Source organism: Chitinophaga terrae (ex Kim and Jung 2007), assembly GCF_900107795.1.
In the GTDB taxonomy this organism is placed as follows: Bacteria; Bacteroidota; Bacteroidia; order Chitinophagales; family Chitinophagaceae; genus Chitinophaga; species Chitinophaga terrae.
The window spans coordinates 49,833-72,264 of the sequence record NZ_FNRL01000031.1; the positions used below are offsets into that span (position 1 = coordinate 49,833).

Sequence of the window (22,432 nt, forward strand, 5' to 3'; positions counted from 1 at the left end):
AGGTTAGGTTACTAAATCGTTACTGATTACAGCTAACTGAATATTATATAAAAATCTATATTTCAGTCATTTGCACCTCTTTTCATATTCCCTTGTAACTCAATGAAAGTTAATTTTAAACGTTAAACAATTGAGTTATGGAACAAGAGAAAAGATCCACGTTCAAACTGCTTTTTTACCTGAAGAAGAATGAACCTAAGAAGAACGGAAACGTGCCTGTTATGGGACGTATCACTATTGACGGAATACCAAAATCCTTTAGTACCAAACTGGACATCAACCCCAATAATTGGGATTTAAAGCACGGAAGAGTTTTAGGTAAAAGTGCCCAAGCCTTGGGTACCAATCTCAAATTGGACAATATTCGGATGCGTATCAACAAGATTTACGATGATATGCTCAAGGATGAAGGCTTTGCAACTGCACAAAAAGTAAAGCTGTCCTTTTTAGGGGTTAGTGTAATGGATGATGCCATTCTTAAAGTATTTAAAGACCAGAATGAAGATTTTGAAAGAATGGTAAGCAAGGGCAAACGTTCTCAGAATACTTACAATAAATACAAGACTGTATATAACCATCTTAATGAATTTATAAAGGAACGCTATCACAGAGAAGATTTGGCATTTCGAGAACTTACCTCAGACTTTATCCGGGAGTTCGATTTCTTTCTACGAATAGATAAGGAATGTACACATAATACGGTTTGGGTTTATACCATGCCGGTTATTGCTTTGGCTGATCTTGCGATTAAAAAAGGCCTTATACGCCAAAACCCTTTTGAGGATTACGAAATCAGTATGGAAGAAACTGATCGCAGCTATCTTTTAAAGGAGAATGTAGAAAAGCTAATGCTTCTAAAACCGTCGAAGGACAAATATGAATTTGTAAAAGATATTTTCATTTTCAGTTGCTTTACAGGGCTTTTTTATATTGATATTCAAAAGCTGAAATGGAGCAATATACAGTCCTTTTTTGATGGGCACCAATGGATCATCAACAGAAGAAAAAAATCAGATGTTGCTTCAAACGTCCGCCTTTTGGAAATTCCGAAACGTATAATTGAAAAATACAGGGGACTTACACGTAGCGATTATGTTTTTCCGGTTCCTTCCAATGCTACCTGCAATAGCCATGTAAAGAAAATGATAGAAGAAGCAGAAATTGTTACAGAACAAAAAATAACATTTCATACTGCACGCCACACATTTGCTACCATGTTCCTGACCGAAGGTGTTCCACTTGAAAGCCTTAGCAAAATGATGGGACATAAAAATATTTCAACCACACAGATTTACGCCAAGATTACAAGTCAAAAAATCAGCAAGGATATGGATTTGGTGGCTCCCAAATTTAAGGAGATTGAAGACGCATTTTTGACAGTCTTATAATTAACTTCTATCAATAACGAGCAGAACTTATCGGTTCTGCTTTTTTTATGCCCTTACTTTTTGCAGCCAAAGCACATTTAATTTCCTATTCCCCTACTGTAAAAGAGCTTTTCGGCTACTCCTGGAACAGAAGATTAAAAAATATTGCCATCAACTTCTCCCATACAAAATAATTTTAATCCTCCGTAAGTGTGGCTCTAATAGCCACACAGCTTTGAAAAAGTGATTTAAAAATTCAGCGAATTGGAAGTGTTATTTCAATGCACTGTAAACCATTTCTCAATGCCATCTTCTTGGCTTCCACATTCATTTTATCCAAAGACCCGTATGCTTTTTTGTCCCATTTCAAGAGCAAAGGTATTTCCGTGTTCTTAACGCATCACAAAGGTCAGGCAAGTTTGGAAAATAATCTCCACCCTTTGGGTAGTATTTTTTTCCAAAACCTTGGTGCTGCTAAACACGAACCTTTTATGCTCGTGAAACGAAACATAGCATACTCCGGCTCTTTAAACGAATAAAAAAAATGTCAGACAGAAAGATTAAAAACATTGGAAATGGTAATGAAACGAAACAGCACCTCCTCTCATTGCCGAATAAGTCTAAAAAAATCAAATCAGAACAAATTTCATAACGCAAAAAAGTAGAAAACATGAACATCACAGGAAGACTGACAAGGGATGCGGAAGTACGCATAACGTCACAGGACAAACAAGTAGTAAACTTTTCGATAGCAACCAACGACAGCTACCGTAACAAACAGGGCGAACGCAAAGAGCAAACTACCTATTTCGATTGCTCATACTGGATAAGCCCGAATGTAGCGAAGATACTCACTAAAGGTATATTGGTGGAGCTGACAGGCAGGGTAAGTGCTAGGGCGTGGACAGGTAATGACGGAGAAGCACACGCAGGATTGAATTTCCATACCTCAAACATCAAACTGCACGGAGGGGGCAAGAAATCAGAAACCGCACAAACTACCACAGGAACAAGCAACAACAAGTCAGAGGACGATCTCCCATTTTAACAACGAATATTTCAAACATTTAAAATCATTTTATCATGGCACATAATATCAATTTCAACGAGAGAACAGGGCGTTATTCATTCTTTAGCGTACAACAAAAAGCGTGGCACGGTTTAGGGCAAATCGTGGAGCAATACCCTACAAGCGAGGAAGCTATCAAATATGCAGGGTTAGATTATGAAGTCGTAAAATCTCCATTGTTTACAAAAGGTTCGGACATTATCGAAACCACCAATGGTATAGAGATAGGCAGTACTGAATTAGAAGTGCCTAATTATTACGCTAACATTCGCACCGATAACAATAAAGTATTGGGAGTAGTCGGCAAGGATTACCACATTGTACAAAACCGTGAAGCCTTTAATTTCTTTGATGCTATTGTAGGCGGTGACGAGGGCATTCTGTACGAAACCGCAGGAGCATTAGGCAACGGAGAACGCATTTTCATCACAGCCAAACTGCCCGACTATATCCGTGTGGGTAATGGCGATGACGTTACGGAAAAGTACATTTTCTTAACCACTTCGCACGATGGTAGCGGAAGTATCACAGCCGCATTTACACCAATCCGTATTGTTTGCCAAAATACCTTAAACGCTTCATTACGAAGTATGACCAATGTAGTCCGTATCAAGCACACTTCGGGAGCGAAACAACGTATCGAGAACGCTCATAAGATTATGGGACTTGCGAACACATTGAGCGACCAATTAGAGGGGATTTTTAACGAATGGGCAAAAGTAAAGGTAACAGACCGTGAAGTTAAAAAGCTAATACAATTGGCACTTTGCCCGAATAAGGAAACGCTTGACCTTATCAAAAAAGGTGCAGAAGATGAAATTTCCACCGTGTTCAAAAACACCGTAGAGGATGCCTTTGCATACGCAATGATAAGCGACACCCAACAAATGGACACTACCAAAGGTACATTGTTCGGAGCGTATAATGCGGTTACTGGCTACTATCAGAACGTAAGAAAGTACAAAGATGATGAAGCCAAGTTACAGAGTATTGTACTGGGTGGAACTGCTCAACTCAAGTCACAGAAAGCATTTGAATTGTGTAATGGCTTTGCATTAGACGGAGCAGAAATCTTTAATCTTAATTAAATAACAACAGGCTACCGCTTTCATCGGTGGTAGCCCACTAAAAATATTCATTATGGCAAATTGGTGCAGTAATACAGTTGTATTCGAGGGGAAACCCGAAACAATCACAGCAATACAGAAACTTTTTCAATTAATGAAGAAAGAGGAAGAAGAAACAGAAGAAGGACAATTACCCGAATTTATTTCTAAAGACAATGGCGGTTATTTCTTCAATATCTATTGGAACGAGGGCGATGAAGGACAATTTCAGTATGAAACAAAGTGGTCGCCTAATATAGAAATCATTCAAAAGATAGCGGAACATTACGATGTGAATTTTACACACGATTATGAAGAAATAGGCAATCTAGTATATGGCAGAGCAACATTTTTTGACAAGGTACTCACAGATATTTATTTAGAGGACGAGGATTTTGAGCAATACAATTTCAATGAAGAAACAGATACGTACCATTTCGAGGGGAAAACATTCGATAGCGATTGTGGGATACTAGAAACACTTTTAGAACGAAAACTATCATTGCTATGAAAATAACAGACTTGAACGGTTGTCTTATTGAGGTAACGAACCTCAGAGAAGCTATTGAAATAGCAAGGCAGTACAAAGAGTATCGCCACGAGGATAAAAGTTTCTCCGAGTTTGACAAACGGCAAAAAGCCTATTGGGCAGATATGCACGAGAAACTAGAAAAAGCAAAGGAAAAAACAACAACAATTAAAATTTCAGAACTATGAACGCAAATTTTTTCAATCAGATAGCACAGTTGGACTTTACAGGAATTTTACAACTAAACATAGCCAAAGGAGCAGAAAGCAACCTAATTGTATCAGTAATACTCAATAACGAGCAATGCGGAGATAACGCCAAAAACCTCATTCCCCCATTGACATTTAACGCTACACCACAGGAGTTTGACGAGGGATTTTTTCAGCAGATAAACACGCCTATACAAAAGGCTTCGGGCTTAATGGTGGATATGGAAGTATTTATGAAGCAATTGGAAGAAGCTAAAAAACAATCAGCAATGGAGAAAGAAAAAGCAGAGAAAGAGAAAAAAGATAAGGAAGCCAAAGACAAGAAGTATAAAGACGGTATGGCAAAGGCTGACGAACTGGAGAAAGATGGCAAATTCCGTGATGCGTGGATGAAAGTACCCGATATAACGGAGTTCCCCGAAAAAGCGGACGAAATCCGTAAACGCAAATCAGAATTATCGGAGAAGTTTTCAACGCCAAGCCTTTTCGGAGCAGAGTAAACCAATTGTTTAACACTTAAAACGAGCATCATGTTATTAGCAACGCAATTAGAGAGGGTATTTATACTCAACGATAAAGGACAGCAAATTAAACTGACCGACCCAGAACCCAAATGGAGCGTGGAAGCCGTGATGAATTTCTATGCAAATTCTTATCCGATACTGACCACTGCCAAAGTATCTGCCCCTGTTATCCGTGACGATACAGTACAGTACCGATTTGAGAGTGTAATGGGAACGAAAGGTTAAACCAAAAATCAAAAAAAATGAATTATGCAAGGCAACATCATATCGGGCATCATCAAAACCCCACAACAACCCAAACAGCGGACTTTGCACAAACAATTGGGCGAGTTCGCAGACTGGATGCAAAGACCAAAGAACGCAGACGAAATAAGAAAAGACAAACTGAAATCGGTACCGATAACGGTGCTACCAATGGTTTTCTAAAATGCTCATTTCTGCCTAAACTGCAAGAAGCACAAACCGTACAGGCTTGTGGAAAACCCGAAAAGACGGAAAGGGATTTTTATCAGTCCCTTTCCAAATTGGCAGGGCATTACGGTATACAACCTATGCAGTCCAGGCAATACGGCTATCCCTACAATATCGCTTTGGCTTTGGATGATACAGAAGAACAGTTAAGGAAAAAGTTTTGTGATTGGGAAGAAATACGTTTGATACAGGATAGTAAGAAAACTTATTTCGTTAGCGAGGAACGGTGCAGTACAGGTGCGACCCGAAAATTAAGTTCATCATTGATTTGATTAAATAATTGCGACACCGTTTTCAGCTGGTCTTCCAGCAAATCCACCTTTGGAATTTCAAAAATATTGTTGAATAAAAGTCCGTCACAAGCCACCTCTTCGTCGTGAATCTGAATGCAGTAAAAATCTCTGTTGTAATAAATCAAAAAAGCATCTTCATCAGTTGCCGATTGAATATCAAGATATTGATTGGTGTTAATGAAAAACAAAGCCGGATTTTCAGTTTCATAAACATTGAAATCTACCGTCAAAGAATAACCTGCGGGAACGAACAAAACTTTGATGTAAGGTCTGAATGTTTCTCCATTCACAAAATCCAACGTTTCGGAATTGAAAGAAATCAAACCCAATTTTTTGTGATGAGATTCAAAAGTTTTTGTAGAATTATTAATTGCCGAAAATGTTTAAGTAATTGCTTTATACTGATTTGTTTAAAATAATTAAAGTGCTTTTCTGAGATTTTCTTGCGCTCTTTTTAGAAATGCTTCTTTGTCTTTTTTTACGTCCTGTAGAAATTTTTTATGGTTTTCAGACAGCTCAAAATATTGCTCGCCCCACAAATAAATCTCTATTAAAACGGGAAGTAAACTGATGCCTTTTTCGGTCAGTTTATACAAAAACTTTGCTTTACTTTCAGGATGTTGCGATTTGGAAATGATTTCTTCAGCCTCTAAAATTTGCAGTTTTGTCGCCAAAATATTAGTTGCTATTTTTTCTTCAGATTTCAAAAAATCACCGTATGTACACTGTTTTTCATACATCAAATCTCTCACAATCAACAAACTCCATTTATCGCCCCAGATATCCAAAGAGTTGCTCACCGGACATCCGGAATTTCTATTTTTTTTTGCCATAAATATTCTACTTGTATTTTGCAAGTTAGTTAGTATCTTTACACTTTCAATTTGCAAGCAAAAATACTGAAATATTTCTCACTTGTCAATTTGAATAAGATTTTATCCAATTACAAATAAACTTTAAAAAAGAAATTACTATGATTTTTACAACACAAAAAATTACAGATAGCTATTGGAAAGTAGCGATCAATCATCCTCCGGTAAACGTGTTCGACCCTGAATTTTCGGTTCAGTTAAGAACATTAATGGACGAATTGGAAGCTAATGAAAACTTAAAAGTAGTCGTTTTTGAAAGTTCCAATTCCGAATTTTATGTTGCTCACGCAGAATTGGTCAACATTTTTGATTTTCCTAAAGGAGAAGGAAAAACCGGACTTTCAAAATCTTGGCCCGATGTTGCAAAACGTCTCGAACAGGCTCCGTTTGTAAGTATTGCGTCTATCAGAGGAAGAGCGAGAGGTTTGGGAAGTGAGTTTATTCAGGCTTTCGATATGCGTTTTGCAAGCAAGGAAAAAGCATTTTTCGCACAACCGGAAATCGGAATCGGTTCTTTTCCTGGTGGTGGCGGATTGGAGCGTCTTCATCTCTTAACAGGAAAAGCCAGAGCTCTTGAAATTATTTTAAGTGGGGACGATTATGATGCTCAAACTGCCGCTGATTACGGTTGGATTAATCGAGCATTTCCCGATAACGATTTGGATGCATTCGTAGAAAATTTAGCCAAAAGAATTGACTCATTTGATTTGAAAATCATCAAAAAAATAAAAGCAACGATGAATGAAAGAGTGATTATTCCAAAAAATGAACATATTATGGAAACGCAAATAGCCTTTTTCGAATCATTGACAGAGCCTGAAGCAAGAACCAGAATTAAAAAATTGTTAGACCAAGGATTACAAACCTACGGCGATGTCGAACTAAATCTTGGAAAATATTTATAATTAAATGAAAGCATTAATCATCAACGGTCATATCAAATGGCCACAAATTGCAGAAGGAAATCTCAACAAAACGATTTTCGAAAAAAGTAAAAGTGTTTTTGAAGAAAAAGGCTACGAAATTCTCGAAACAGTTATCGATAATGGTTACGAAATTCCACAGGAAATTGAAAAATGGGTAAATGCAGATTTTGTACTCCTTCATTTTCCGATTAATTGGTTTGGGATGCCTGCCAAAACAAAAGATTATATCGATAAAGTTTTGATGAGTGGTTACGGAAAAATCTACGCCGGAGATGGTAGAAGTAATGGCGGAAATTACGGTACAGGCGGACTTCTGAAAAGCAAAGGAATGATTGTGAATACTTGGAACGCTCCCGAAGAGACTTTTGGAAACTCAGGTCAATTGCTTGAAGATTTCTCAATGGAAGAATTAACAAGACCTTTCACGGCAACGCTTCAGTTTGTAGGAGTTCAGCCATTGCCGACATTTGCGTTTTATGATGTTTTTAAAAACCCAAATATAGAACAGGAATTGGCTTCATTTGAAACACATTTAAAAAGTAATATTTAAACTTAACTTAATAAGTTGGGAGAATTTTCTTCCGATTTTATTTTAAAATTTAAATTAAAACTCTCTCCGTAATTCTGTGCTATTCTTCCGCTGATTTGGGTTACAAGCTTGGTGCTGATGAGAGATAACTTTGTCTTATCAAAATTTAAAAACAAACAATCAAAATTTTAAAAAATGGCAAAGACAATTTTTATCACAGGAGCATCAAGAGGATTTGGAAAACTTTGGACAGAAGCATTGCTAAAAAGAGGCGACAAAGTAGCGGCAACATCAAGAAACATTGAATCTTATAAAGATTTGGCAGAACAATATCCCGAAACTTTTCTTCCTATTTCTTTAGATATCACCGACAGAGAAGCGGTTTTTGAAGCAGTAAACAAAGCTAAAAATCACTTCGGAAGTTTAGATGTTGTCATCAATAACGCCGGTTATGGTGTTTTCGGAGCGGTGGAAGAAGTGGGAGAAAAAGCAATTAAAGATGTTTTTGAAGCCAATGTTTTTGGTACGCTTTGGGTAACACAGGCTGCTTTGCCGATTTTCAGAGCGCAGGGAAGCGGTCATGTGATTCAGTTATCGAGTGTTTTAGGGGTTTGGAGCTTACCGACTTTAGGAATTTACAACGCTACTAAATTTGCGGTGGAAGGTTTCAGCGAAGCTTTGGCAACAGAAGTGAAAGCGTTCGGAATTAACGTGACCATGATTGAACCTAATGGCTACACAACCGATTTTGGTGGAAGTTCTGCAGTTCACGGCGATGCAATTCCGGCTTATGATGCTTTGAAAGCCAGTTTGGGAGAAGCTGAAGGTCTTTTACCTGAAGATTATGGAACACCGGATGCTACCGTTCCTGCAATTTTAAAATTAATCGACAGCGAAAACCCGCCACTTCGTTTATTCTTAGGAAAAGTAGGATTAAGAAAAACCGAACGAGTTTATGCCGAAAAACTAAAGGTCTGGAACGATTGGAAAGAAGTTTCCGAAGCAGCTCACGGTCATTAATTTTTTTATGAAAGCCTTGCTGATAAAAAAGAGCAAGGCTTTCTTTTTTTAAATCCTATCAATATGAAATTTCAAAATACAAAATATTTGTACATCAGTACAATATTGGCGTTTATGCTCATTCCGCTGGGTGGCTTAACGACGGATATTTACATTCCGTCACTTCCTGCGATGGCAGAAGATTTGAGTGTACCGGTTGAGAAAGTGCAGATTTCACTACTTTTATTTATGGTAAGTTCAGGATTTAGCCAGCTTTTTATCGGAAGTATTCTTGATAGTTTTGGGAGATACAGAATCAATATTTTTGCTTTAATCACCTTTTCTTTGGCAAGTTTTATCATTGCCTTGGTTCCGGAAATTTATGTGATTTATTTGATGAGAATTATTCAGGGGATCACGGTTTCACTCATTATTGTCGGGAAAAGAGCTTTTTTTGTTGACCTATACAAAGGCGAAAAACTGAAACACTACACCAGTCTTTTTTCGATTGTCTGGGCAACTGCACCTATTGTTGCACCCTTCATTGGTGGCTATTTACAGGTACTTTTCGGGTGGAAATCCAATTTTTATCTCTTAGGAATTCTTACCATCATTATTTTGATTTTCGAACTTCGGTTTACAGGAGAATCTCTACAGAATTTTCAGGTGTTTAAAAGAAAAGAAATTGTAGCAGTTTACAAAAAAATGTTGGGAACACCTGATTTTTATTTAGGATTAATCATTATTGGTTTAAGCTATTCACTTCTAGTAGTTTACGGAATGGTAAGTCCCTTTATTATTGAAAAAGTATATGGATTTTCGCCAGTCGTTACGGGGTATAGCTCACTGGCTTCGGGAATTGCTTTAATGAGTGGCGGAATTACTTCTAAATTAATGATTAAAAAGAGACTTTTTACCAAAATAAATACGGCGATAATTTTACAGCTACTCATCGTTTTTGCAATGCTTACTGTCACTTCAAAGTATGACGGATTAGTATTTTTACTGGGTTTCACTTTATCATTACATCTTTTATCGGGATTTATTTTCAATAATGTTTATGCGTACAGTTTACAGAGATTCACGACAAATGCCGGAATTGCAAGTGGTTTGACTGGTGGTGGTGTGTATGTAGTAAGCTCAGTTGCGGGCTATGGATTAATTAATTTATTTGAAATTAAAGATATTCAGACATTTGCTTTGGTAAATTTTATCATTGTTGGAACATTATTCGTTACCATTTTACTGTTCAGAAAAGCTTCGATGCATCAAAGATTGGAAGCAAGCTCGCAGGTAGGTTAGTTACTATACAAAACAGAAGTGCTGTCCATTTCTGCTTTTTAATTTCTTAAATTTGATAATACTTAAAGCTTTTAGCCCAATTAAATATGGAAAAAATCAATCACTATAAAAGCATCGTAGAATTGCACGAGAAAAGCGGTTTCGAACCTCCGAAAAATCCCCTTTTGAGTTTGATGACTTGTAAAGAATTAATGACCTATTCTGTAGGTGAAGACCGATTTACAGGAGATTTTTATATGATTGGTTTAAAAAAAATCAAGTCTGGTTATGTGTTATATGGTAAAACTAAATATGATCACAACAATGGCTCGGCGGTTTTTATGAAGCCCAGACAAATCATTGAAGTTCGCAATGTTCAGTTTGCTGAAAAGGGTTTTGTGATGTTTTTCCACGAAGATTATTTATCGGGACATCCACTGAACGAGCAAATCAAAAAGTACGGTTATTTTGAATATGAGATCAATGAAGCGCTTCACATTTCGCCTTCGGAAGAAGTGATTATGTGGGAACTTTATGAGAAAATCAGAAGAGAATATGATGAAAATTCGGACGAATTCAGCAGGGAAATTATATTGTCGCATATCGATTCTATTTTAAAATATTCTGACCGTTTTTACAAAAGACAGTTCATAGACCGAAGCCCGAATGTTTCGGGAAGTATGGTTAAAAAATTCCTAACGGTTCTGGATGAGTATTTCAAAGCGAACAAACATATTGATGACGGTTTGCCAAGCGTTAATTTTATGGCTGGAGAACTTGCGATTTCTCCCCGTTATCTCAGCGATATTCTGAAACAGGAAACCGGAAAAACAGCCTTGGAACACGTTCATATTTATTTGATTAAAGAAGCTAAAAATCTGCTGTTGAGTTCAGAAAGCAACGTTGCAGGAATTGCCTATGATTTAGGTTTCGAAAGTCCGTCATATTTTACCAGATTATTTAAAAAAGTGGTTGGGGTAACGCCTGTTCAATATAAAAAAGAAGCGGTTAAATAATATTTAGAATTAAAAGAAACTGATCTTTTTTACAAAGTTTATTTTTCATTTCTCATCTAAATTTATATCGTAAAATTAGATGAGAAATGAAAATTTCCAATCATTCTATTATCGTGGTTTTATCTTCCAAAGCCATCTTCGCAATTTCGTCTTTACGCTTAAAACTTACACCTTCGTGTTTTTTTATATATGTGAACAGTTCTTTCGCCGCCTGTACCATTTGCGGTGTGCCGCCAATTCGGTCGTGGAAGCTGATGGACATTTGCCTTCTGCGATTTGCGGCTTCTTCATACAACTGATCAAACTCCATTTTCACCTGATGTACGAATTGATCAACAGAGAAATTTTTGCCTTCAATGAGTTGAATGTCGTTGCAACGTAATGTGTAAGGAACCGTTACAAAATCCTTTCCGTTTACCTTTTGAATAAAAGGTTCATCCCTACTTAAATCATCTATGTGGTACAAAAATCCCAATTCCTGTAAAATTTTCAACGTGTTTTCGCCCCTGCGCAACCAATTGGCATTATAACCAATTGCATCAAAACCAGTAATTTTTTTGATGGCATCCACACCGTCTTTAATAAACTTTTTCTCCTCGTTGTATGACATTGTGTATTGCGTAGCCCAGTTCATTCCGTGTGCAGCAGCTTCGTGACCACGATCTACAATTTCTTTTGCCAATGCCGGATTTTTTAGCACTGCACTGCCCACCATATGCGAGGTGATTTTTACACCCAACTTATCCCAGTTATCCAACATCCGAGGAATACCTTCTTTATATCCGTACTCATACCAGGTTGTTGCCGGTAAATCTTTATAGCCTTTTTCCATATTTTGAGGGAAAGGGCTTTCTGCATTTTCGGGTTGCCCGCCGGCTTCAAACTGCATAGAAACTGAAACCACCAATCTTGAACCATCCAACCATTTTGATTTTTTTGATTTGGATTCTGGTTGCATATTTTTTCCGCTTTGCGCCATTCCAGAAAATGGTACGGCGCTTGCAACCAAGCCCGCTGTGGTAAGCAAACTGCCTTGTTTTATGAACTTTCTTCTGTCAATCATATTTTTATTTTTTAAAAAATTGGTCTAGTGAAATGCTGTTTGCAGCGATGAATTGGTACAGCGCAACAAGGATGATGGCGTGTATCATTTGCGATGGTAAAGCCTCCCAATTTTCTATTAGGCAAGTGCCGAACATTAATAGGAGCATCACAACCCAACCTGCGATAATTACTTTAGGAGAAAAGATGCCCAAGATTAGTAATATACCGATAGTGAATTCTGCCACTGGCAAGGCGTAGCTAAAAGGCGTAACCAAACTTTGTGGCAACATTGATTTTGAAAAACTGCCAGTCATCCATTGACTAAAAGCATTCAATTTTGGTAACCTTACCAAACCGTGCCCGAAAAAACTGATGCCCGCCACCAGACGTAACATCAGATAAGAAATATCATTCATAATAAAGTTTTTTACAAAGTTCAACTAAACACAAGGAAGGAAACAAGGTTTTTTACTGGATTTTTTTGTAAAATTGCAGGTATGGAAGTGCAAAATTTATACAGTACCTATGAATTAGAATGGCTCGAAACGCACGAGTACACCGCCAAACCCCGAAAAAATACTTTTTTTGAGATGGTTTTTGTGATGGAAGGAACAGGCATCCAAATCATTAATGAGCATCAACTTCCTTATGCGCCTAACAAATTATTCCTGATTTTTCCAGAGGATCTGCATAGTTTCGAGGTTCAATCGTTAAGCCAGTTTTTCTTCATCAGGTTTAATAACGATTATATTAAAACCCAAAACAGCCAAAACATCCGTGAGCTGGAATATATTTTTAACAGCCACAATCATCTTCCGGGTTGCATTCTAAAAACCGTTACCGACAAGCCGTTTATCCGTGCCGCCGTCGAAGCTTTAATTCGTGAAAGGGCAAGCCAGGCACCTCATCAGGAGCAAGTCATTCAACAATTAATAAATACCATTATTACCTATGCTGCCCGCAATCTTACTTTGCAGGAAAAGGAAGTTTTCAATGGTAAAATTTCCAGTGTAATGCCTATCATTAATTACCTTCATCAACATATTTTCGAGCCAGAGAAATTAAAAGTCAACCAACTGGCGGCACAGTTTCATCTTTCTCCAAAATATATGGGCGAATATTTTAAAAAACACACCGGAGAAAGCCTGCAACAATATATTATGCTTTATAAGTTGAAGCTCATTGAAAGCCGTTTAATGTTAACTGATATGCGTATTAATGAAATTGCTTTAGAATTTGGTTTTACAGACCAAAGTCATTTAAACAGGATCTTTAAAAAATATAAAGGTAAATCCCCTTCTTCGTATCGAAAGAGAAGCATTTAATACTATGGGTATTTCTGTGCTATTCTTCCGCTGAAATGGGTTAGTAATTTCTTTGTGTGCTGATATAACTTTGTATTAACAAAATGAAATAATTTAAATCGTAAAAAAATGAAAACAATTTCAGTACCCGAAAAAGAACAGCTAAGCTTTAGTGCACAGAGCATTTTAGAATCTGTAGAGAAAAAAATGGGAAAAATTCCCAATTTGTACGCAACGATAGGCTATTCATCATCCGCTTTAAAATCAATGTTGGAAACCGAGGCATCTTTGGCGCACGACTCATCGTTTACGGCAAAAGAAAGAGAAGCGATTAATCTAATCGTTTCGCAAGTCAATGAATGTGATTACTGTTTGGCAGCGCACACTACATTGGCGAAAATGAGAGGTTTTACAGAAGAAGATACGCTGGAAATCAGAAAAGGAAGTTTTTCTGAGGCAAAATTAGAAGCTGCGATTAAATTGGCTCACTCCATTGCAAACAATAAAGGCAACGCAGGAAACGGGGCTTTAGAAAATTTCTTCAATGCAGGTTTCGACGAAAAAGCTCTAGTTGAACTGACTGCTTTGGTGGCGCTCAGAAGCTTTACCAACTATGTATTTGCCAACACTCAGATTCCTATTGATTTTCCTTTGGCACAGGCTATTTAAGAAGTGTTTTAATATAAGTATTTAGTTTTAAGTGGAAGCCTTCCAGATGTATTTTTGGGAGGCTTTTTTATTTTTTAAATTTTTTCCAAAACGTATTTCTGTGCTATTTTTCAGCTAAAATGAGCTAGCAGTTCGGTTGGGTTTGATGATAACTTTGCTTCATTAAATAACACTAAAAAATTAAAACAATGAGTAAAATAGTTTTTATCACAGGAGCATCAAAAGGATTCGGGAAATTATGGGCTGAAGCACTTTTGGAAAGAGGAGACAAAGTAGCGGCAACCGCAAGGAACGTTTCTTCATTACAGAATTTGAAAGATAAATACGGCGACAATATTTTGCCTTTAAAGCTTGATGTTAATAACCGTTCAGAAGTTTTTGAAGTAACGGAACAGGTAGAAAAACATTTCGGAAGAATTGATGTCTTGATTAATAATGCAGGTTTTGGTTTATTCGGAACAACGGAAGAAACGACAGAACAGCAGGCGAGAGACCAGATGGAAACCAACTTTTTCGGTTCACTTTGGGTAGCACAGGCCGTTCTACCAGTGATGAGAAAACAAAAAAGCGGACATATCATTCAGATTTCCAGCTTTTTGGGATTAACGACTTTGCCACTTTTAGGATTGTACAACGCTTCAAAATTTGCGATAGAAGGTTTAATTGAAACGATTGGTTCAGAAACAGCTCATTTGGGAATTAAAACGACATTAATAGAACCTAACGGATTTGCCACAGATTGGGCAGGAGCTTCGGCAGTTCAGACTTCTTCGGAGATTGCAGATTATAACCCTGTTCGTGCTGCATTTGCCGAAAGTGGGGAAAATCCGGATACCTGGGGAAAACCAGAAGCGACAGTAGAACCTGTTTTGAATCTTATCGACAATCAAAATCCTCCTCAACGATTATTGTTGGGTAAAATTGCGTATCACGCTATCAATGAGATTTACACCAAAAGATTAAATGATATCCAAGAATGGAAAGAAGTGAGTATTGCCGCTCACGGTCATTAAAAAAACAGTAAATTAGTATTTCAAATTCAACAGTAATGACACATTATAAAACCCTTACCGAATTGCATTTGGGGAATCATTGGGATGCTCCTGAACATCCGCTTTTCAGTATGATTGGATGCCAATCGGCGTGTACTTTGGGAAACCGGGAGTTTACAACAGATTGTTATGTGATAGCTTTCAAAAAAATAAAATCGGGAGTTTTTATGTACGGTCGTACGCAATACGACCACGATAATGGTTGTTTGTTTTTTGCAAAACCACGTCAAATCATAGAGTTGAAGGACCTTCAATTCGAAGAAAAAGGCTATATGCTGATGATCCACGAAGATTATTTGAATGGACACGAGCTTTTCAAGGAAATTGAAAAATATAGCTTCTTCGATTATGAAGTAACGGAAGCACTGCATCTTTCGCCAAAAGAAGAACAGATTATACTGGAACTCCACTCAAAAATTCAGGGAGAATACTTTAATAATCCCGATGAATATAGCCGTGAGATTATTTTAAGTCATATTTCATCGATTTTAAAGTATGCACAGCGATATTACAAAAGGCAATTTATCGACCGAGCGCAGGTAACAGGCAAGACAGCTTCCAAGTTTAATGACGCGTTGAAAAAATATGTGGATGAAGGCTTATTAGAGAAAAATGGTCTTCCGAATGTTGCTTTTTTAGCCGATCAACTTTTTGTTTCGCCAAGATACCTAAGTGACTTATTAAAACAGGAAACCGGAAAAACCGCAATGGAACTGATTCATATTTTTATGATTTCTGAAGCGAAAAACCTATTGAGATTGGGCGAAAAAGGGGTGGCTGAAATTGCTTATGAATTAGGCTTTGAAAACGCCTCTTATTTCACAAGATTATTCAAGAAACAGACGGGAATGAAACCTTTGGAGTTTAGGAAATTGCAGATGAACTGAAATTAAAACTGCATTACAATTTGTTACAGTCATAGCAAGAATCAACTTGCTGTGACTTTTTTTCTATGTTCCAGGCCCCAGTCTTTCATCGCCATAATTACTTTTTCTAAGGACAATCCGTGTTCGGTGATTTCATATTCTACTGTTGGGGGAAATGTGTCATGTACGGTTCTGGTAATTAATAGATTTGTCTCCAATTCCTTTAGTTCCTTTGATAAAACCTTATCTGTAATCTTAGGAATTTCTCTTGCAAGCTCCCTAAACCTTTTACTTCCGAAAGATAAAGAAACGATAATTGGTAATTTCCATTTTCCTTTTAAAATTTCTAATGCGTCCTGTATTGGAAGCATTATTTCCATACAAGTTTTTTGTTCAGTACCGTCAGTTACTCTAGCCATAATATTCCATTACTTACTTAAAAGATAGTGCTATCTAAAAAGATAGTAATATCTTTTAGATAGTTACTTGCTTTAATTTTGTATCAACAAATTTATAAAAAAATGAATACACTCAACAACATTAAAAATCCGGGATATTTTAAATTCCAATTAGGAAAACTTCATTTGGCTGTGATTACAGATGGAGTTATTGAAATTGAAAACATTCAGCCAATGTTTGCACCTAATATTGAAAAAGAGAAACTCAAAAAATTTTTAAATGAAAATAGGCTTACGGAAGACAAATTAGAATTGGCAGGTAATATTCTTTTAATAACAGACGGGAAGAAAAATATTCTAATAGACACAGGTAGTGGTGTTATGCTTTCACCTCTTGGTGGCAAGTTAATTGAAAACCTGGCGAATTTAGGTGTTAGTCCTCAAGAAATAACGGATATTGTCTTTACTCACGCCCATCCTGACCATATTGGAGGAGTTGTTGACAAAGAAGGCAAATTGGTTTTTGAAAATGCTGATTATTATATTTCAGAAACAGAATATAAATTCTGGATGTCTGAGGAACCTGACTTTTCAAAAGGTACGAAAAATCAATTTTCCGATTTTGAAATCCAGTTTGCAAGAGACCATTTTAAACCAATCGATTCAAAACTTACTTTTTATGAAGATAGCGCCGACCTGTTTGGTTTTCTTCGATTGGAACATGCACCAGGTCATACGCCTGGACACACAATTATTACCATTACATCTGAGGGAGAAGAATTAGTACATATAGCTGATACTTTTCAGCACATATTGTTGGTCGCGCATCCTGAATGGGGTAATCAAATTGATTCTGATTTTGAATTAGGTATTAAAACACGAAAAAATCTTCTTGAAAAATTAGCATCTTCAAACCAACTCCTTTTTGGAGATCATTTGCCATATCCCGGCTTAGGCTTTATCGAAAGAAATGAAGAAGGGTATCGATACATTCCAAAAGCTTTTTATACCGTTTAAAGTAAAATCCTCCCAGTTGGAGGATTTTTAGTTTATGTAAATCTGTGCTATTTATTCCTCGAAATGTACTATTTATTCAGGTATAGTTGAAGGTAACTTTGTACTATCAAAATTATTGAAATCAAATAAAGATGAAAATTACATTTAGCCTTTTACCTCTGCTGCTTATCTGCGGATTTGCCAATGCACAATTACAGCAAGTAGCAACTTCGAACTTAGTTTGGAACGGTGTAACCACAAGTTCCGATGGAAGAATATTCGTCAACTTCCCTAAAATAGAAGGCGGAAAAGGAATGAGTGTGGGCGAAGTTTTAAAAGATGGGAAAATCATTCCCTACCCCAATGAAGATTGGAACAATTGGCAACCTGGTGAAGATGTAAACGAAAAGTTTGTAAGGACGAATTCCATACGTATCGTAAATGGTCAGCTTTGGATTGTGGATACCGGAACACCTTCAATGGGACAAAATCCGTTATCTGGAAATGCATTAAAATTGGTTTCGATTGATATTAAAACCAATACCATTCAACAGATAATTCCCCTTACTGGACTTGCAAAACCTTCAACTTTTATTGATGATCTAAGAATTTCGAGAAACATCATTTATCTGACAGATGCGGGAGAACCGGCTTTAATTATTTTGGATAAAACGACAGGTAAAGGAAGAAGAGTTTTAGAAAATCAACCTTCAACCACGGATAATTTACCCATAAAAGCGGAAGGGAAAATCATGAAAGATGAAAAAAGAAATGAAGTGAGAATCCACGCAGACCAATTGGAAATTTCTCCCGATGGGAAATGGCTTTACTTTCAGCCTGCAAGCGGTCCGCTTTGGAGAGTGGAAACGCAATATCTGAATGATGAAAATATATCTGAAAAAGATCTGGCATCGAAAGTAGAATTATTCTATAAAACCCCATCAACAGGAGGAACAGCCATCGATGCAGACGGAAATATTTATGTAAGCGATGTCAATAAAAGCGAAATCATTAAAATATCACCAGAAGGAAAAGAAAGTCTGGTCATTAAAGACAAAAGATTGCTTTGGGCAGACGCTTTATGGATTGATGACAACGGCTATCTATGGATTCCCACAGGTCAGCTCAACCGTTTGGCGGCATTTCAAAACGGAAAAAGCAAAGTGGAACTTCCCGTTGTGATTTACAAGTTGAAAATCAATGCAAAACCTCTAAATAACTAAGTAAAAAGATCAAACATCATATATAACATTTAAAAAAAAATTATGAAAGCAATCATATTAAAAGAAGCAGGAAGCGTAGAAAATTTAGAATATGTGGAATTGGCGAGACCTGCCATTAACGAAGGTGAAGTATTGATAAAAGTAAAAGCTATCAGTATTAATCCTGTAGACACAAAAAGCCGTTCTGGAAAAGGCGTTTATGGAAGAATAAAAACAGAAAATCCATTGATTTTGGGTTGGGATATTTCCGGGATCGTGGAAGAAACTAAAAGTTCAGATTTTAAAATAGGCGATGAAGTTTTCGGAATGGTTAATTTTCCCGGACACGGAAAAGCGTATGCAGAATTTGTAGCGGCTCCAGCCAATCAACTGGCATTAAAACCAAAAAATATCTCTTTTGAAGATGCTGCAGCTTCCACTTTGGTTGCGCTTACGGCGTATCAGGCTTTGGTTCACAATGCGAATATTCAGGAAGGGCAAAACGTTTTGGTTCACGCCGCATCAGGTGGAGTTGGGCATATCGCGGTACAGATTGCCAAACATTTGGGAGCGAAAGTAACGGGAACTTCTTCCGCTAAAAACAAAGATTTTGTCTTGGGCCTAGGTGCAGATTCACATATCGACTATCACGGTTTCGACTGGAAATCAGCGGGCAGAACTTTTGATTTTGTGTTGGATACGATTGGAGGAGATAATATCGACCATTCTCTTGAAGTGACCAAAGAAGGTGGTTCTATCATCAGTATTCCGACAGGATTGAATGAAGAGGTCACTTCAAAGGCAAACTCTAAAGGAGTGAAAGGTTATTTCATTCTAGTACAATCCAGCGGTGAGGATATGAAACAGATTGCTTCTTTCTTGGAAAGTGGTGCTGTAAAACCTCATGTTTCAAAGGTTTTTCCTTTCGAACAAATGAGAGAAGCTCATTTGGAGCAGGAAACGGGCAGAACGGTGGGTAAAATAGTGATAACGCTTTAAATCAAAATTTAAAATTATGAAATTGACATATTTAACGGCTATTGCAATGTTGGTCACATTGTTTACAGCTTGCAATAATAATTCATCAACCAAAGCCGATGCTCAAGAAAACACAATTGAGCAGGTTGCTGAACAAAAGCCAATTTTAGAAGAAGTTTTTGCAGACAGTACTTATCAATTAACAGGTGTTGCTGTAGCAAAAGACAACCGAGTTTTTGTGAATTATCCTTATTGGCTGGATTCGCATTCCTATTCAGTGGTTGAGGTGAAAGATGGAAAACCAGTTCCTTATCCCGATGCTGAATGGAATAGCTTTAAAAAAGGTGAAGATGGCCAAAATAAATTTGTATGCGTTCAAGCAGTGGTGACTGATGACAAAGGATTTCTTTGGGTGGTAGATGCAGCAGGAATCGGGCTTGGAAAAGTATACCAGCACAGCAGTAAAGTGGTTAAAATAAATTTAGCCACTAATAAAATCGAGAAAATATACAGATTTCCAGAAAATGTAGTACGAGAAGATGTTTACATCAACGATATCCGGGTGGATAATGAAAATGGTTTTGCTTACTTAAGCAATTCAAATACAGGTGGAATCATTGTTTTGAATATTAACACAGGAGAATCAAGATTGGTTTTAGCCAATTCCCCTTCTGTAAAATCTGACCCGAATTATCATTTTTCTCCATTGGGGACGGAGCTTAAAAAAGGTGACGGTTCTTCACTTAAAGTGAATTCAGATGGTATTGCGCTCACTCCCGATAATCAATATGTGTACTACAAGCCGCTTACAGATAACCGTTTGTATAGAATTAAAACCGATTTGTTGAGAGATTTTAAGACAACTGAGACTGTTTTAAACAAAAGTGTAGAAGATTTAGGAAAATTCGTCACAACGGACGGAATGATCTTCGACAAAAAAGGGAATCTATATTTTGGAGATTTGGAGCAGAATTCAATCGTAAAAATTACTCCGGATTTGAAAATGCAGACGATTGTAAAGGATGATGAACAACTGATCTGGCCAGACAGTTACAGCATTTCTGAAGATGGATATTTATACATTTCCAATTCGCAAATTCAGTTGATGCCTTGGTTTCACGAGGGGGTAGTGCAGTTTAAAAAGCCGTTTAAAGTGTTGAGAATTAAAATTTAAACGATGAAAAGCATTATCCAAATTCTAGCTGACAGCCAAAAGGTTTTTATCAATTTCACCAGGATAGCCATTTTCATTGTGATGGCTTGGATTGGTGGCTTGAAAGCCTTCCAATATGAAGCAGACGGCATCGTTCCCTTTGTAGCCAACAGTCCCGTAATGAGCTTTTTCTATAATCATCCTGAAGAATACAAAGCGCATAAAAACAAAGAAGGCGAAGTAGTGCCCCAAAATATCGAATGGCATACAGAAAACGGAACATACATATTCTCCTACGGATTGGGAACTATTATCGTTATTATCGGTTTACTAACACTGCTGGGAATCTGGTTTCCAAAAATAGGTTTACTGGGCGGTTTACTCACTTTCGGGATGTCTCTGGTTACACTTTCCTTTCTGATTACAACTCCTGAAGCCTATGTGCCTAATTTGGGAGGTGCCGAGCACGGATTTCCCTATCTGTCGGGTGCAGGCAGATTGGTTATAAAGGATATTATAATGCTGGCGGGCGGACTGGTTGTTGCATCGGATGCAGCGAAGAGAATTTTAAAAAATCAGGGCTTATGAAATCAAAACTGAAAGGTTTATTCCTTTTTATCATCGCAACCTTCCTGCTTGGTCTTAGCAGGAAGGATTTGCTGTATGGATGGATTGATGATTGGTATATGCGAAAGAAGATAGCAGAAACCAAGTCGCAAAATCCGAATGAACTGCGTTTTGAAACGCAAAAATTAGATTATGATAGCCTTCAAAAAAGTTTCAAAAATCCAAACTTGTATTTTGAAGTCGTGAGGCTGGGCCATATAGATTTTAATAGTTATAAAAGAAATCATTATTGTCCGACAAAAATCGGGTTAAAAATGGCTGTAATCCCTTTCTGATAAGGATTACAGCCTAAAATTTGATTGTTTCAAAATGGGGGGAAGCTCCCCTCCTTTATTACGGTGAAAAGTCAAGCGATGATGCATTGTGTTTTTTTCTCCATGCTTTATATGTGTCTTTAATAAATTCCATCAGTCCAACATAGCTTGTCAGGTGTAATCTTATAACGGTGATCATATTAGCAAAAGATTTTTTCGTGGCAGCTTTCTTTCTGATGACCACCATCAGTAATTGAGCGATCAGCACGCAATAGACCTGCATTTTGACTGCATTGGGGCTTTCTCCCCAGAAATAGCGCAAAGGAAAATTCTGCTTGATCTGTTTAAAAAGCAATTCTATCATCCAGCGGTTCTTGTAAATGGTAGCTATCTGGGGTGCCGGTAAGGTAAAATTATTGGTGATGAACACATAAACCTTTCCTTCCGCTGTTTTAAAAGTGATGCGCCTAAGCTTTAGACGCCCCACCTCTTTTCCGTTCTGTTTTACCCCTACGGTGATGTATTGCTCTTTGAGCACACCTTTGACATTCTTCTTTTTGGTTTTATCCACCAATACTTTAGTAATGTGAAAATCTGCATTATCCTTCATCCGGGTTACAAACCAAACCTTTTGGGTTGTCCATTTGGCAAACTGATGATATACATTGTATGCCTTGTCGAACACCAGCCAGCTATTA

At 37.3% G+C, this 22,432-nt stretch carries 29 protein-coding genes; 23 read left to right on the top strand and 6 right to left on the bottom strand.

The window, feature by feature from the left end:
- Nucleotides 1-137: 137 nt before the first annotated feature.
- The 8 genes from BLV62_RS23995 (at nucleotide 138) to BLV62_RS24035 (ending at nucleotide 5,547) form a co-directional block, all read left to right on the top strand.
- Complete coding sequence (locus BLV62_RS23995) at nucleotides 138-1,388, top strand: site-specific integrase (RefSeq protein ID WP_089765019.1); 1,251 nt, start codon at nucleotides 138-140, stop codon at nucleotides 1,386-1,388.
- A 649-nt stretch (nucleotides 1,389-2,037) separates the two neighbouring features.
- Nucleotides 2,038-2,415, top strand: coding sequence for a single-stranded DNA-binding protein (locus BLV62_RS24005; protein WP_089765022.1), 378 nt, complete (start codon nucleotides 2,038-2,040; stop codon nucleotides 2,413-2,415).
- A 35-nt stretch (nucleotides 2,416-2,450) separates the two neighbouring features.
- Nucleotides 2,451-3,524, top strand: coding sequence for a DUF932 domain-containing protein (locus tag BLV62_RS24010; protein WP_089765024.1), 1,074 nt, complete (start codon nucleotides 2,451-2,453; stop codon nucleotides 3,522-3,524).
- Nucleotides 3,525-3,657: 133 nt separating this feature from the next.
- Nucleotides 3,658-4,053 carry a DUF1281 family ferredoxin-like fold protein gene (locus BLV62_RS24015; RefSeq protein WP_225889699.1) on the top strand — a complete coding sequence of 132 codons (396 nt, stop codon included), beginning with the start codon at nucleotides 3,658-3,660 and terminating at the stop codon, nucleotides 4,051-4,053.
- Nucleotides 4,050-4,259: a hypothetical protein gene (locus BLV62_RS24020; RefSeq protein ID WP_026706489.1), complete on the top strand. Its 210-nt coding sequence runs from the start codon at nucleotides 4,050-4,052 to the stop codon at nucleotides 4,257-4,259. The genes BLV62_RS24015 and BLV62_RS24020 overlap by 4 nt, the downstream gene beginning before the upstream one ends.
- Entirely contained in the window at nucleotides 4,256-4,780 is a 525-nt protein-coding gene (locus BLV62_RS24025) for a PRTRC system protein E (RefSeq protein ID WP_028298680.1), read from the top strand. The genes BLV62_RS24020 and BLV62_RS24025 overlap by 4 nt, the downstream gene beginning before the upstream one ends.
- Before the next feature lie 30 nt (nucleotides 4,781-4,810).
- Nucleotides 4,811-5,029: a PRTRC system protein C gene (locus tag BLV62_RS24030; protein WP_013406998.1), complete on the top strand. Its 219-nt coding sequence runs from the start codon at nucleotides 4,811-4,813 to the stop codon at nucleotides 5,027-5,029.
- A gap of 17 nt (nucleotides 5,030-5,046) precedes the next feature.
- Nucleotides 5,047-5,547 (top strand): hypothetical protein, encoded by a 501-nt coding sequence (locus BLV62_RS24035; protein WP_211117949.1) that lies wholly within the window; start codon nucleotides 5,047-5,049, stop codon nucleotides 5,545-5,547.
- Here BLV62_RS24035 and BLV62_RS28180 read toward each other — a convergent pair.
- Nucleotides 5,481-5,858 carry a hypothetical protein gene (locus BLV62_RS28180; RefSeq protein WP_139170378.1) on the bottom strand — a complete coding sequence of 126 codons (378 nt, stop codon included), beginning with the start codon at nucleotides 5,856-5,858 and terminating at the stop codon, nucleotides 5,481-5,483. The genes BLV62_RS24035 and BLV62_RS28180 overlap by 67 nt on opposite strands.
- A gap of 129 nt (nucleotides 5,859-5,987) precedes the next feature.
- Entirely contained in the window at nucleotides 5,988-6,401 is a 414-nt protein-coding gene (locus BLV62_RS24040; protein WP_089765073.1) for a winged helix-turn-helix transcriptional regulator, read from the bottom strand.
- Nucleotides 6,402-6,541: 140 nt separating this feature from the next.
- On the opposite strand from BLV62_RS24040, the gene BLV62_RS24045 reads away from it, so the two are divergent.
- From BLV62_RS24045 to BLV62_RS24065, 5 genes are all read left to right on the top strand, one after another.
- Nucleotides 6,542-7,345 (top strand): enoyl-CoA hydratase/isomerase family protein, encoded by an 804-nt coding sequence (locus BLV62_RS24045; protein WP_089765027.1) that lies wholly within the window; start codon nucleotides 6,542-6,544, stop codon nucleotides 7,343-7,345.
- 4 nt (nucleotides 7,346-7,349) lie between these two features.
- Nucleotides 7,350-7,916 (top strand): NAD(P)H-dependent oxidoreductase, encoded by a 567-nt coding sequence (locus BLV62_RS24050; RefSeq protein ID WP_089765029.1) that lies wholly within the window; start codon nucleotides 7,350-7,352, stop codon nucleotides 7,914-7,916.
- 174 nt (nucleotides 7,917-8,090) lie between these two features.
- A complete protein-coding gene (locus BLV62_RS24055; RefSeq protein WP_089765031.1) occupies nucleotides 8,091-8,915 on the top strand; it encodes an SDR family NAD(P)-dependent oxidoreductase in 825 nt (274 codons plus the stop codon).
- Nucleotides 8,916-8,978: 63 nt separating this feature from the next.
- On the top strand, nucleotides 8,979-10,196 hold the full coding sequence (locus BLV62_RS24060; RefSeq protein ID WP_089765033.1) for an MFS transporter: 1,218 nt from the start codon (nucleotides 8,979-8,981) through the stop codon (nucleotides 10,194-10,196).
- Between the two features lie 86 nt (nucleotides 10,197-10,282).
- Complete coding sequence (locus BLV62_RS24065; RefSeq protein WP_089765034.1) at nucleotides 10,283-11,191, top strand: helix-turn-helix domain-containing protein; 909 nt, start codon at nucleotides 10,283-10,285, stop codon at nucleotides 11,189-11,191.
- Between the two features lie 100 nt (nucleotides 11,192-11,291).
- Here BLV62_RS24065 and BLV62_RS24070 read toward each other — a convergent pair whose 3' ends face one another.
- Both BLV62_RS24070 and BLV62_RS24075 read right to left on the bottom strand, forming a co-directional pair.
- A complete protein-coding gene (locus BLV62_RS24070) occupies nucleotides 11,292-12,254 on the bottom strand; it encodes a polysaccharide deacetylase family protein (protein WP_089765036.1) in 963 nt (320 codons plus the stop codon).
- 4 nt (nucleotides 12,255-12,258) lie between these two features.
- Nucleotides 12,259-12,651, bottom strand: coding sequence for a DoxX family protein (locus BLV62_RS24075; RefSeq protein ID WP_089765038.1), 393 nt, complete (start codon nucleotides 12,649-12,651; stop codon nucleotides 12,259-12,261).
- A gap of 81 nt (nucleotides 12,652-12,732) precedes the next feature.
- Between BLV62_RS24075 and BLV62_RS24080 the strand changes: the two genes are divergently transcribed.
- From BLV62_RS24080 to BLV62_RS24095, 4 genes are all read left to right on the top strand, one after another.
- A complete protein-coding gene (locus BLV62_RS24080; protein ID WP_089765040.1) occupies nucleotides 12,733-13,560 on the top strand; it encodes an AraC family transcriptional regulator in 828 nt (275 codons plus the stop codon).
- A gap of 108 nt (nucleotides 13,561-13,668) precedes the next feature.
- Entirely contained in the window at nucleotides 13,669-14,208 is a 540-nt protein-coding gene (locus tag BLV62_RS24085) for a carboxymuconolactone decarboxylase family protein (protein ID WP_089765042.1), read from the top strand.
- 188 nt (nucleotides 14,209-14,396) lie between these two features.
- A complete protein-coding gene (locus BLV62_RS24090) occupies nucleotides 14,397-15,221 on the top strand; it encodes an SDR family NAD(P)-dependent oxidoreductase (protein WP_089765044.1) in 825 nt (274 codons plus the stop codon).
- Nucleotides 15,222-15,256: 35 nt separating this feature from the next.
- Nucleotides 15,257-16,147 carry a helix-turn-helix domain-containing protein gene (locus BLV62_RS24095; protein ID WP_089765047.1) on the top strand — a complete coding sequence of 297 codons (891 nt, stop codon included), beginning with the start codon at nucleotides 15,257-15,259 and terminating at the stop codon, nucleotides 16,145-16,147.
- 41 nt (nucleotides 16,148-16,188) lie between these two features.
- On the opposite strand, the gene BLV62_RS24100 is transcribed toward BLV62_RS24095, so the two are convergent.
- Complete coding sequence (locus tag BLV62_RS24100) at nucleotides 16,189-16,545, bottom strand: winged helix-turn-helix transcriptional regulator (protein WP_089765049.1); 357 nt, start codon at nucleotides 16,543-16,545, stop codon at nucleotides 16,189-16,191.
- Nucleotides 16,546-16,647: 102 nt separating this feature from the next.
- On the opposite strand from BLV62_RS24100, the gene BLV62_RS24105 reads away from it, so the two are divergent.
- From BLV62_RS24105 to BLV62_RS24130, 6 genes are all read left to right on the top strand, one after another.
- On the top strand, nucleotides 16,648-17,541 hold the full coding sequence (locus BLV62_RS24105; protein WP_089765050.1) for an MBL fold metallo-hydrolase: 894 nt from the start codon (nucleotides 16,648-16,650) through the stop codon (nucleotides 17,539-17,541).
- A 131-nt stretch (nucleotides 17,542-17,672) separates the two neighbouring features.
- Nucleotides 17,673-18,743 carry an L-dopachrome tautomerase-related protein gene (locus tag BLV62_RS24110; protein WP_089765051.1) on the top strand — a complete coding sequence of 357 codons (1,071 nt, stop codon included), beginning with the start codon at nucleotides 17,673-17,675 and terminating at the stop codon, nucleotides 18,741-18,743.
- A 42-nt stretch (nucleotides 18,744-18,785) separates the two neighbouring features.
- Nucleotides 18,786-19,721 carry an NADP-dependent oxidoreductase gene (locus BLV62_RS24115; protein WP_089765053.1) on the top strand — a complete coding sequence of 312 codons (936 nt, stop codon included), beginning with the start codon at nucleotides 18,786-18,788 and terminating at the stop codon, nucleotides 19,719-19,721.
- 16 nt (nucleotides 19,722-19,737) lie between these two features.
- Entirely contained in the window at nucleotides 19,738-20,874 is a 1,137-nt protein-coding gene (locus tag BLV62_RS24120; RefSeq protein ID WP_089765055.1) for an L-dopachrome tautomerase-related protein, read from the top strand.
- Between the two features lie 3 nt (nucleotides 20,875-20,877).
- On the top strand, nucleotides 20,878-21,441 hold the full coding sequence (gene rclC, locus BLV62_RS24125) for a reactive chlorine resistance membrane protein RclC (protein ID WP_089765057.1): 564 nt from the start codon (nucleotides 20,878-20,880) through the stop codon (nucleotides 21,439-21,441).
- Nucleotides 21,438-21,755: a hypothetical protein gene (locus BLV62_RS24130; RefSeq protein WP_089765059.1), complete on the top strand. Its 318-nt coding sequence runs from the start codon at nucleotides 21,438-21,440 to the stop codon at nucleotides 21,753-21,755. Before rclC ends, BLV62_RS24130 begins: the two co-directional genes overlap by 4 nt.
- A gap of 58 nt (nucleotides 21,756-21,813) precedes the next feature.
- Here the strand turns inward: BLV62_RS24130 and BLV62_RS24135 are convergent.
- A partial coding sequence (locus tag BLV62_RS24135; protein ID WP_139170379.1) for an IS4 family transposase occupies nucleotides 21,814-22,432 on the bottom strand: 619 nt, incomplete at its 5' end.

What these genes read in the sequence shown, in the direction of transcription:
- BLV62_RS23995 (WP_089765019.1), top strand. Translation starts at nt 138, where the DNA reads ATGGAACAAGAGAAAAGATCCACGTTCAAACTGCTTTTTTACCTGAAG.
- BLV62_RS24005 (WP_089765022.1), top strand. Translation starts at nt 2,038, where the DNA reads ATGAACATCACAGGAAGACTGACAAGGGATGCGGAAGTACGCATAACG.
- BLV62_RS24010 (WP_089765024.1), top strand. Translation starts at nt 2,451, where the DNA reads ATGGCACATAATATCAATTTCAACGAGAGAACAGGGCGTTATTCATTC.
- BLV62_RS24015 (WP_225889699.1), top strand. Translation starts at nt 3,658, where the DNA reads ATGAAGAAAGAGGAAGAAGAAACAGAAGAAGGACAATTACCCGAATTT.
- BLV62_RS24020 (WP_026706489.1), top strand. Translation starts at nt 4,050, where the DNA reads ATGAAAATAACAGACTTGAACGGTTGTCTTATTGAGGTAACGAACCTC.
- BLV62_RS24025 (WP_028298680.1), top strand. Translation starts at nt 4,256, where the DNA reads ATGAACGCAAATTTTTTCAATCAGATAGCACAGTTGGACTTTACAGGA.
- BLV62_RS24030 (WP_013406998.1), top strand. Translation starts at nt 4,811, where the DNA reads ATGTTATTAGCAACGCAATTAGAGAGGGTATTTATACTCAACGATAAA.
- BLV62_RS24035 (WP_211117949.1), top strand. Translation starts at nt 5,047, where the DNA reads ATGAATTATGCAAGGCAACATCATATCGGGCATCATCAAAACCCCACA.
- BLV62_RS24040 (WP_089765073.1), bottom strand. Translation starts at nt 6,401, where the DNA reads ATGGCAAAAAAAAATAGAAATTCCGGATGTCCGGTGAGCAACTCTTTG.
- BLV62_RS24045 (WP_089765027.1), top strand. Translation starts at nt 6,542, where the DNA reads ATGATTTTTACAACACAAAAAATTACAGATAGCTATTGGAAAGTAGCG.
- BLV62_RS24050 (WP_089765029.1), top strand. Translation starts at nt 7,350, where the DNA reads ATGAAAGCATTAATCATCAACGGTCATATCAAATGGCCACAAATTGCA.
- BLV62_RS24055 (WP_089765031.1), top strand. Translation starts at nt 8,091, where the DNA reads ATGGCAAAGACAATTTTTATCACAGGAGCATCAAGAGGATTTGGAAAA.
- BLV62_RS24060 (WP_089765033.1), top strand. Translation starts at nt 8,979, where the DNA reads ATGAAATTTCAAAATACAAAATATTTGTACATCAGTACAATATTGGCG.
- BLV62_RS24065 (WP_089765034.1), top strand. Translation starts at nt 10,283, where the DNA reads ATGGAAAAAATCAATCACTATAAAAGCATCGTAGAATTGCACGAGAAA.
- BLV62_RS24070 (WP_089765036.1), bottom strand. Translation starts at nt 12,254, where the DNA reads ATGATTGACAGAAGAAAGTTCATAAAACAAGGCAGTTTGCTTACCACA.
- BLV62_RS24075 (WP_089765038.1), bottom strand. Translation starts at nt 12,651, where the DNA reads ATGAATGATATTTCTTATCTGATGTTACGTCTGGTGGCGGGCATCAGT.
- BLV62_RS24080 (WP_089765040.1), top strand. Translation starts at nt 12,733, where the DNA reads ATGGAAGTGCAAAATTTATACAGTACCTATGAATTAGAATGGCTCGAA.
- BLV62_RS24085 (WP_089765042.1), top strand. Translation starts at nt 13,669, where the DNA reads ATGAAAACAATTTCAGTACCCGAAAAAGAACAGCTAAGCTTTAGTGCA.
- BLV62_RS24090 (WP_089765044.1), top strand. Translation starts at nt 14,397, where the DNA reads ATGAGTAAAATAGTTTTTATCACAGGAGCATCAAAAGGATTCGGGAAA.
- BLV62_RS24095 (WP_089765047.1), top strand. Translation starts at nt 15,257, where the DNA reads ATGACACATTATAAAACCCTTACCGAATTGCATTTGGGGAATCATTGG.
- BLV62_RS24100 (WP_089765049.1), bottom strand. Translation starts at nt 16,545, where the DNA reads ATGGCTAGAGTAACTGACGGTACTGAACAAAAAACTTGTATGGAAATA.
- BLV62_RS24105 (WP_089765050.1), top strand. Translation starts at nt 16,648, where the DNA reads ATGAATACACTCAACAACATTAAAAATCCGGGATATTTTAAATTCCAA.
- BLV62_RS24110 (WP_089765051.1), top strand. Translation starts at nt 17,673, where the DNA reads ATGAAAATTACATTTAGCCTTTTACCTCTGCTGCTTATCTGCGGATTT.
- BLV62_RS24115 (WP_089765053.1), top strand. Translation starts at nt 18,786, where the DNA reads ATGAAAGCAATCATATTAAAAGAAGCAGGAAGCGTAGAAAATTTAGAA.
- BLV62_RS24120 (WP_089765055.1), top strand. Translation starts at nt 19,738, where the DNA reads ATGAAATTGACATATTTAACGGCTATTGCAATGTTGGTCACATTGTTT.
- rclC (WP_089765057.1), top strand. Translation starts at nt 20,878, where the DNA reads ATGAAAAGCATTATCCAAATTCTAGCTGACAGCCAAAAGGTTTTTATC.
- BLV62_RS24130 (WP_089765059.1), top strand. Translation starts at nt 21,438, where the DNA reads ATGAAATCAAAACTGAAAGGTTTATTCCTTTTTATCATCGCAACCTTC.